Origin of the sequence: Stenotrophomonas sp. HMWF003, from assembly GCF_003061285.1 — a bacterium.
Taxonomy (GTDB): domain Bacteria; phylum Pseudomonadota; class Gammaproteobacteria; order Xanthomonadales; family Xanthomonadaceae; genus Stenotrophomonas; species Stenotrophomonas maltophilia_AP.
Genome location: NZ_QAIW01000326.1, coordinates 2,723 through 7,234, shown reverse-complemented (window position 1 = coordinate 7,234; position 4,512 = coordinate 2,723). Strand labels below are relative to the sequence as shown.

Sequence of the window (4,512 nt, the reverse complement as noted above, 5' to 3'; positions counted from 1 at the left end):
CCACCACCACCGTGTCGGCCTGTGCGCACAGCCGCCCGAAGGCCGCCTCGATCGGGCCCAGCGCCAGCTGCACGCCGGCGTCGGCGGCGGCCAGTTCGGGCGCCAGCGGCAGGGGCAGCGCATACGGATTGAGGTCGGCGTAGGCCGGCACCGGCTGGCTGGCGGCCAGCAGTGCGGTGGCGTCCTCGTTGCGCCAGCCGTGCGCGGTGCGCTCGCAGCCGCTGGCCACCGGCTTCATGCCCACCGCGGTGCCACCGCGCTGGCGCAGCGCGTGCAGCAGCACGCAGCTGCTGAAGGTCTTGCCGATGCCGGTATCGGTGCCGGTGACATACAGGGCGGGAAGCGGGTAGGCGGTCATCACGGCGGGGATCGGGAAGGAGCGGTGCATTATCGGCGGTCCCGGGGCGGCCTGCTGCTTGCTAGACTCCGGGCATGTTCGATACTTCCACGCTTACCGGCAGCAAGCCGGAACAGTACGGCCAGCTGCTGGCCCAGGCCCGCGCCCTGGTACACGGCGAGCGCGACCGCATCGCCAATGCGGCCAACCTGTCGGCCCTGGTCTACCACGCCCTGCCGCACCTGAACTGGGTCGGCTTCTACTTCTTCGACGGCACCGAGCTGGTGGTCGGCCCGTTCCAGGGGCTGCCGGCCTGCGTGCGCATCCCGCTGGACAAGGGCGTGTGCGGCGCGGCGGCCAGCCAGCGCCTGACCCAGCGCATCGAGGACGTGGATGCCTTCCCCGGCCACATCGCCTGCGATTCGGCGTCGCGCTCGGAACTGGTGGTGCCGCTGGTCCAGGGCGATACCCTGATCGGCGTGTTCGACCTGGACAGCCCCTCGCTGGCGCGTTTCGACGCCGACGACCAGGCCGGCCTGGAGGCGATCGCCGCGGTGTTCGTCGAGGCCCTGGGATGAGCATCAAGCTGCGCAACATCGGTCCCAAGAGCGCGGCCTGGCTGCGCCAGGTCGGGTTGCGCACGCCCGAGGAGCTGACCGCCATCGGCGCGGTCGGCGCGTTCGTGAAGGTACGCCGCGCCGGCTTCAAGCCCAGCCTCAACCTGCTCTACTCGCTCGAAGGCGCGCTGCAGGACTGCCACTGGCAGGAACTGCCCGAAGCACGCCGCACCGAACTGGTGGCCGAGTACGAGGCCATCATCGCCGACAAGCCCCTGAAAAAGGCACCGCCGGCGTCCGGCCCGGTCTACGACCGCACCGCCGAACGCCGCGATGACGAGGCCGACACCGACGAGGCACCGCCGTTCGACGAGGCCCCGTAGAGCCGGGCTTTGCCGCGCTGGTATTGGCGTTGTGTTGCGGCATGAAGCAGCCGGGCAGAGCCCGGCGCTACGACAACCGGTCGCGCGGTAAACGACGGGCGCATGGCGATGCGTTGATCAATCCGGCGCCCTTGTGTCAGGGGGGCGCGGCAGAGCCCGGCGCTACGACAACCGATCGCGCGGTAAACAACGGGCGCATGGCGATGCGTTGATCAATCCGGCGCCCTTGTGTCGGGAGGGCGCGGCAGAGCCCGGCTCTACGTTTATGCGGCATCACCACATCGGCGCCAGCCGGGCAGAGCCCGGCTCTACGTGCGTTGCCGGCGCCAGCCGGTCAGGGCTGCTGCAGTTCCAGCAGTTCGCCCCACAGGCGGTCGTCCTCGCGCTCCACGCGCAGCTGCAGCCGGGTGCCGTGGTCGATGCGCAGTGCCCAGCACATCGCCATCGGCAGGCCGCACACCTGCGACAGCACCATCCGCAACGGGCCGCCATGGCTGACGATTAGCGTGGACGGGGGATCGGGGTCGTCCAGCAAGCGGTGCAGGCCACGGGCAATGCGGCGCTCGAAGTGGCCCCAGCTTTCGCCGTGCGGCGGCGGGTTGGCGTGCGGGTCCAGGTGGAACGCCGACAGCTCCTGCATCGGCAGGTCATGCAATGCCTGGCCATCCCAGTCGCCGAAGTCGAGTTCGGCCCACTCCTCGTCGGCCACCACCTCCACCCCGTGCGGCACTGCCAGCGCATCGGCGGTGGCCAGCGCACGCTGGCGCGGGGAGCTCACCACGCGTTGCCATTGCCGCCCCGCATAGCGTGCGCACAGGGCCTCGGTGCTTCCGTCTTCCAACGCGGGGTCACTGCGCCCGTCCAGGTGGCCGTCACGGCCGGTGCTGGCGTGGCGGATCAGGTCCAGGATCACGCCGCAACCTGCGCGGTGGACGGAGCGGAACGGTGCTGCAACCTCGATGGGTTCATGGGCATCACATCGTGAAACGAGCGGCATTCTAACCGCTCGCTCCCGCCGCCCCGGTGCGCCGGCTGCCGCGGGCGGGCCTTTGCTCTACACTGCGCGCACTTCCAGGTGACCTGCGGCGCATGCCGGCAGGTTGAAACGGGAAGCCGGTGACGCAGCAGACCCCTGCCTGCCACTCCGGCGCTGCCCCCGCAACGGTAAGCGTGGAAACACCCGGCATTACGCCACTGTGCTTGCGCATGGGAAGGCGCCGGGTGCGATGGCCCTGGCCATCGGCCCGCAAGCCCGGAGACCGGCCTGGAAGACGACTGGTTGCGATGCGGCGGGCATGGCGGCGGCAAGCGGCGCCGTGCGCGTTCGCCCACCGTCGATCCATCCCTGCAGCGCGATCATCCCCACCCCTTGCCGCGCGGGCGTGCGCGGTGCATGGAGTCATCGATGAAGCTGCAGATCCAAGTCCTTTCCCTGGCCGTGCTGTCGGCCCTGCCCCTGCTGGCGTCGGCCCAGGACGAGGCGACCGCGCTGGACCAGGTACTGGTCACCGCCACCCGCACCCCGATCGCCCTGCAGGACAGCATCTCGCCGGCGCAGGTGATCGACCGCGCCGAGATCGAGCGCAGCCAGGCGCCGTCGCTGCAGGACCTGCTGCGCGGCCGTGCCGGCATCAACCTCAACAACAGCGGCGGCCTGGGCAAGCAGAGTTCGCTGTTCCTGCGCGGCACCAACTCGGCCCACACCCTGGTGCTGGTGGACGGCGTGCGCATCAACACCGGCGACCTTGGCCTGGCCATGATCCAGGACCTGCCGCTGGCGCAGATCGAGCGCATTGAAATCGTGCGCGGCCCGCAGTCCAGCCTGTACGGCGCCGATGCGATCGGTGGCGTGATCCAGATCTTCACCCGCCGCAACGCCGGCACCTTCGCTCCGCACTTCCAGGTGGGCGGCGGCAGCAACGGTCTGCGTGAGGCCAGCGGTGGCTTCGGCGGCAGCGGCGCGCGTGGCTGGTTCGGCACCGACATCGCCTACCAGCACACCGACGGCATCAATTCCTGCCGGGGCGATGCGGCCACCTTCGCCGGCTGCGGCGCCGACGAGCCCGACCGCGACGGTTACCGCAACCTGTCCATGAGCCTGCGCGGTGGCTATGCGCTGACCGACGCGCTGAGCGTGGAAGGCACCGCGCTGCGTGCCGAAGGCGAGAACCACTACGACGGCTACTACAACTATTCGGAAACGCTGCAGCAGGTGCTGGGCGGCAAGGTGCGTTACACCCCGAGCGAGCGCTTTACCCTGACCGCCAACGTCGGGCGTGCCGACAACGAATCGGACAACTACAACGGCAGCACCTGGCTGGGTGCCGCGCAGACCCACCGCGACAGCGCCTCGGTGCAGGCCGACGTGGGCATCGCCGAGGGCCAGCTGCTCAGCGCCGGCGTGGACTGGAGCCAGGACAACCTGGACGGCAGCAGCGCCGGCTATCGGGTCGACAGCCGCGACAACACCGGCGTGTTCGTGCAGTACCAGGGTCGCTTCGGCGCGCACCACCTGCAGGCCAGCGTGCGCAACGACGACAACGAGCAGTTCGGCAACCACACCACCGGCAGCCTCGGCTGGGGCCTGGAGCTGGGCAGCGGGTTCCGCCTCAACGCCAGCTACGGCACCGCGTTCAAGGCACCCACCTTCAGTGATCTGTACGACCCGTGGAGCGGCGTGCCGGGCCTGGACCCGGAAAAGTCGAAGAGCGCCAACGTCGGTATCGCCCAGCAGGGCGACGGCTGGCGCTGGGGCCTGGACGTGTATGAAACCCGCATCGATGACCTGATCACCTACGATTCCACCACCTTCATGATGTCGCAGGTGGAGAAGGCGCGCATCCGCGGTGCCGAGTTGACCGGTGCGATCACGCTGGCCGGCTTCGACGTGAACGCCCAGCTCAGCCACACCGATCCGCGCAACCGCACCGACGGCAGCGCGCAGTTCGACAACTGGCTGGCGCGCCGCGCGCAGAACACCGCCCGTCTGGACATCGACCGCAGCTTCGGTGGCTTCCGCGCCGGCGTGACCGCCAACGGCGCCGGCAAGCGCTACGACAACGCCGCCAACACCGTGCGTCTGGCCGGTTACGGCACGCTCGATCTGCGCCTGGAATACGCGCTGAGCCGCGACTGGTCGGTGCTCGGCCGGGTCAGCAACGTGTTCGACCGCGACTACGAAACGGTGGCCTGGTACAACCAGCCCGGCCGCGAGTACCGCCTGAGCGTGCGTTAC

General features: G+C 69.7%; 4 protein-coding genes, 1 pseudogene and 1 riboswitch. Of the genes and pseudogenes, 3 read left to right on the top strand and 2 right to left on the bottom strand.

Annotated features, from left to right (window positions below; translation table 11 throughout):
• Positions 1 to 307, bottom strand: a pseudogene (gene bioD / locus DBR34_RS23040) (ATP-dependent dethiobiotin synthetase BioD); the annotation flags it as partial.
• Between the two features lie 125 nt (positions 308 to 432).
• Between bioD and DBR34_RS13190 the strand changes: the two are divergent.
• Positions 433 to 915: a GAF domain-containing protein gene (locus DBR34_RS13190; RefSeq protein ID WP_128097126.1), complete on the top strand. Its 483-nt coding sequence runs from the start codon at positions 433 to 435 to the stop codon at positions 913 to 915.
• On the top strand, positions 912 to 1,277 hold the full coding sequence (locus DBR34_RS13185; protein WP_128097125.1) for a TfoX/Sxy family protein: 366 nt from the start codon (positions 912 to 914) through the stop codon (positions 1,275 to 1,277). The genes DBR34_RS13190 and DBR34_RS13185 overlap by 4 nt, the downstream gene beginning before the upstream one ends.
• A 334-nt stretch (positions 1,278 to 1,611) precedes the next feature.
• On the opposite strand, the gene DBR34_RS13180 is transcribed toward DBR34_RS13185, so the two are convergent.
• Positions 1,612 to 2,190: a histidine phosphatase family protein gene (locus DBR34_RS13180; RefSeq protein WP_128097124.1), complete on the bottom strand. Its 579-nt coding sequence runs from the start codon at positions 2,188 to 2,190 to the stop codon at positions 1,612 to 1,614.
• Positions 2,191 to 2,333: 143 nt separating this feature from the next.
• Positions 2,334 to 2,560: riboswitch (cobalamin riboswitch) on the top strand.
• A 122-nt stretch (positions 2,561 to 2,682) separates the two neighbouring features.
• Between DBR34_RS13180 and btuB the strand changes: the two genes are divergently transcribed.
• A partial coding sequence (gene btuB, locus DBR34_RS13175) for a TonB-dependent vitamin B12 receptor (protein WP_128097130.1) occupies positions 2,683 to 4,512 on the top strand: 1,830 nt, incomplete at its 3' end.

Excerpts from the sequence above, each read along its gene's own strand:
- DBR34_RS13190 (WP_128097126.1), top strand. The coding sequence starts at position 433 with ATGTTCGATACTTCCACGCTTACCGGCAGCAAGCCGGAACAGTACGGC.
- DBR34_RS13185 (WP_128097125.1), top strand. The coding sequence starts at position 912 with ATGAGCATCAAGCTGCGCAACATCGGTCCCAAGAGCGCGGCCTGGCTG.